3 protein-coding genes are annotated in these 3368 nt (G+C 63.5%); 1 reads left to right on the plus strand and 2 read right to left on the minus strand.

Annotation, left to right across the window (positions count from 1 at the left end; translation table 11 throughout):
• Positions 1-177 precede the first annotated feature (177 nt).
• Both CWO89_RS42150 and CWO89_RS42155 read right to left on the minus strand, forming a co-directional pair.
• Positions 178-660: a DUF992 domain-containing protein gene (locus CWO89_RS42150; protein WP_130584118.1), complete on the minus strand. Its 483-nt coding sequence runs from the start codon at positions 658-660 to the stop codon at positions 178-180.
• A 196-nt stretch (positions 661-856) separates the two neighbouring features.
• The gene (locus CWO89_RS42155; RefSeq protein ID WP_130584119.1) at positions 857-2059 is read right to left on the minus strand and encodes a pyridoxal phosphate-dependent aminotransferase; all 1203 of its coding nucleotides are present in this window, start codon (positions 2057-2059) and stop codon (positions 857-859) included.
• Between the two features lie 337 nt (positions 2060-2396).
• Between CWO89_RS42155 and CWO89_RS42160 the strand changes: the two genes are divergently transcribed.
• On the plus strand, positions 2397-3050 hold the full coding sequence (locus CWO89_RS42160; RefSeq protein ID WP_130584120.1) for a glutathione S-transferase family protein: 654 nt from the start codon (positions 2397-2399) through the stop codon (positions 3048-3050).
• Positions 3051-3368: the final 318 nt, after the last annotated feature.

Genomic DNA, 3368 nt, shown 5'->3' on the forward strand with positions numbered 1-3368 from the left:
GTCTCCGCGAGTGACAGCGCTCGTGGAGAGAACCCCTCACCCAAACGTGTCGGTGGCCCGCGTCTGAGCTGCCCTCTCCCACAAGGGGCGAGGGCACATCAACTGGCATCGCGCATGTGTCTTCGTTAAAGTCGTAGAGTGGGCACGCTTCGCTTTGCCCACCCTACGGCACTGGCCTTAGCGCCCCGGCCGGAGTTCCAGGCTCGCTAGGCCGGCGGCCACGTTGAGGCCGACCTGGCCCTGCAGGCTCAGCGGCTGCAGCGCGATCGAATTGTTGGAGCCGCCGACCAGCACGTTGCCGCCGACACCGACGCCGAGCGTCGCGCTGCCCTGCGCGCCCGCATAATTGCCGGAGAGGTCACCAGGCCCGATCCGCGAGACCGGCGCGTAGACGCCCCAGGCCAGCGCCGTCTCCTCGGTGATGCCGATATCGAGGCCCACCTTCTGGATCGTCGCGATGTAGCGGTCCTCCGGCACGCCCTCGGCGCGCAGCACGCAGCCGAGATGGGTGACCGATCCCACGATGAAGCCGACGCTGGCGCCGCCGCGACATTCCAGGACCCCAACCCGCACGCGCTCCGGCTGCTGCGCGCTGGCGCCGGTGATGACGGATGCGAGCATGACGATGGCCGTGCCCGCGCGAAGAACGAAGCGACGCATGAAGATATCTCCGGCTGAAAAGATGTGACGTGAGGTGAAACGAAGGATCGCGCCCGCCCGCGGCGCGTGCTCGTCTATGCCACAAGCTTCAAGGCAGTACCAGATTGGCGGCGCAACCAAGTTGCGCTCCGTCATCTTCAAGAACAATAAAAAGGCTCGCTTGCGCGGGCCTCTCATTCTCGCTCGACCGATCGGACTATCGCAGATTGCCGCAGAAGCGCTGGATGCGCTTGCAGGCATCCTCGAGATCCGAGGTCTTGGTGGCGTAGGAGATGCGGAACGCCGGGCCGAGGCCGAAGGCCGAACCGTGCACGACCGCGACACCCTCGCTCTCCAGCAGTTCGGTGACGAAGTCCTCGTCGTTCTCGATCACCTTGCCGCTCGGCGATGTCTTGCCGATCGTGCCGGCGCAGGACGGATAGACGTAGAACGCGCCTTCCGGCCGCGGGCAGTCGATGCCGGTCGCCTGGTTCAGCATCGAAACCACGAGGTCGCGCCGTTCCTTGAACACCTTGTTGTTCACGGGAATGAAATCCTGCGGACCGTTGAGCGCTTCGACGGCGGCCCACTGCGAGATCGACGACGGGTTCGAGGTCGACTGCGACTGGATCGTCGCCATCGCCTTGATGAGCTGCGCAGGGCCGCCGGCATAGCCGATGCGCCAACCGGTCATGCAATAGGCCTTGGAGACGCCGTTCACCGTCAGCGTGCGGTCGTAGAGCTTCGGCTCGATCTGCGCCGGCGTGGTGAAGGCGAAGTCGTCATAGACGAGGTGCTCGTACATGTCGTCGGTCATCACCCAGACATGCGGATGCTTCACCAGCACATCGGTGATCGCCTTCAGTTCGGCGCGGGTATAGGCGGCGCCGGTCGGGTTCGACGGCGAGTTGAGGATGATCCATTTGGTCTTCGGCGTGATCGCCTTTTCCAGATCCTCTGCGCTGAGCTTGAAGCCGCGCTCGGCCGTGCACACCACCGGCACCGATTCACCGCCGGCGAGCGCGACCATTTCCGGATAGCTCACCCAATAGGGCGCGGGAATGATGACCTCATCGCCCGGATTGATGGTCGCCATCAGCGCGTTGTAGAGCACCTGCTTGCCGCCGGTGCCGACGATCACCTGGTTCGGCTTGTAGCTGAGGCCGTTCTCGCGCTCGAACTTGGCGATGATCGCCTCCTTCAGCTCGGGAATGCCGCCGACATCGGTGTACTTGGTCTTGCCGGCCTCGATCGCATGGATCGCCGCCAGCTTGATGTTGGCAGGCGTATCGAAGTCCGGCTCGCCGGCACCCAGCCCGATGACATTGCGGCCCGCCGCTTTCAGCGCGCGTGCTTTATCCGTGACCGCGATCGTCGCGGACGGCTTCACACGGTCAAGCGCAGCGGACAGGAAGGACATCATCGTCTCCAAATTTTGGTGGAAAGAACGCACAACGGCGCACGCCCTTTTCTAGGACTGTTGCGGTGCAGCGGCAAGCGAAAAGCAGGGTTTCCTCGGCACTTTTGCCGCAGCTTTACTTCGCACACCCTCGATCAGACCCGCTGTGATCACCTGATAGCAGAGGCGTGATCGTTACTGTGCCAATGGAATCATTCTGCACGCGTGCGTTGCGGGAGCGGTTTTCGACTTTTTCCATCCTGCAGGTCTTGCGACGCACCCCCATCGGCATCATTGTGGGGTTGCGTTTGCGGCGCCAACTGCCGCTAACGCCCTTCGATTGGTGAACTCGGGCAAGATGTACAAGCTCTATTCGATGCAGCGCTCCGGCAACAGCTACAAGGTTCGCCTTGCGCTGGCGCTGCTGAATACGCCCTACGAGGCTATCGAGATCGACATCCTGCGCGGCGAGAGCCGCACGCCGGAGTTTCTGGCGAAGAACCCAAGCGGCCAGGTGCCGCTGCTCGAAGTCGAGAACGGACGCTATCTCGCCGAATCCAACGCCATCCTCTGGTATGTCGCCGGCGGCACGCCGCTCGCGCCGGAGTCGGTGATCGACCGGGCGGAGGCGCTGCAGTGGATGTTCTTCGAACAGCATGCGCTGGAGCCGAATATCGGCGCGGCCTATTTCTGGCTGTCGCTGGTGAAGGGCGGCCGCGACCTCCAGACCCACGCGCTGGAGGATTGGATGGAGCGAGGCTATGCCGCGCTGCAAGTGATGGAGAACCATCTCAAGATCGCGCGCTTCTTCGCCGCCGACCAGCTCACGGTCGCCGACATCGCGCTCTACGGCTACACCCACCTCGCCGACCGCTGCGATTTCGACCTCGCCACCTTTCCGGCGATCCGCGCCTGGCTCAGGCGGGTCGAGCACGTGCCCGGCTTCGTCGCGATGGACTGGCGACAGGTGGCCGAAATCGACGACACCGCGGGCATCGCCGCAGGGACCTGAATAGCGGGAATTCCGGGTATAGCCCGTAAAATTACGGGCAAAACCTCCCACTACGCCGTGATTTTGCCATTTTTCGCACGGTCGCCGCCGCAATATTGCCAGCGACGATTGCGAATCCTCCAGCAGACAACGTGGGTGATTCGCCCGCGCATGTGAGGATTTGGACCATGACATGGTCGCCCGGCACGGCCGGCTCCAAGAGCCGCCCCGCGCCAGCAGTCCCGTCCCGACTGGCGAGCGCGATCGCCACCTCGGTCACGATCGGCGCGTTGTCACTGTGTGTCGTGGTCACGCTGACAATGCTGTCGATCAAGATCA

It is taken from the genome of Bradyrhizobium sp. Leo170, assembly GCF_004296405.1.
In the GTDB taxonomy this organism is placed as follows: Bacteria; Pseudomonadota; Alphaproteobacteria; order Rhizobiales; family Xanthobacteraceae; genus Bradyrhizobium.

Bases quoted from the DNA above. Each gene is read 5' to 3' on its own strand.
- CWO89_RS42150 (WP_130584118.1), bottom strand. From the start codon at position 660: ATGCGTCGCTTCGTTCTTCGCGCGGGCACGGCCATCGTCATGCTCGCA.
- CWO89_RS42155 (WP_130584119.1), bottom strand. From the start codon at position 2,059: ATGTCCTTCCTGTCCGCTGCGCTTGACCGTGTGAAGCCGTCCGCGACG.
- CWO89_RS42160 (WP_130584120.1), top strand. From the start codon at position 2,397: ATGTACAAGCTCTATTCGATGCAGCGCTCCGGCAACAGCTACAAGGTT.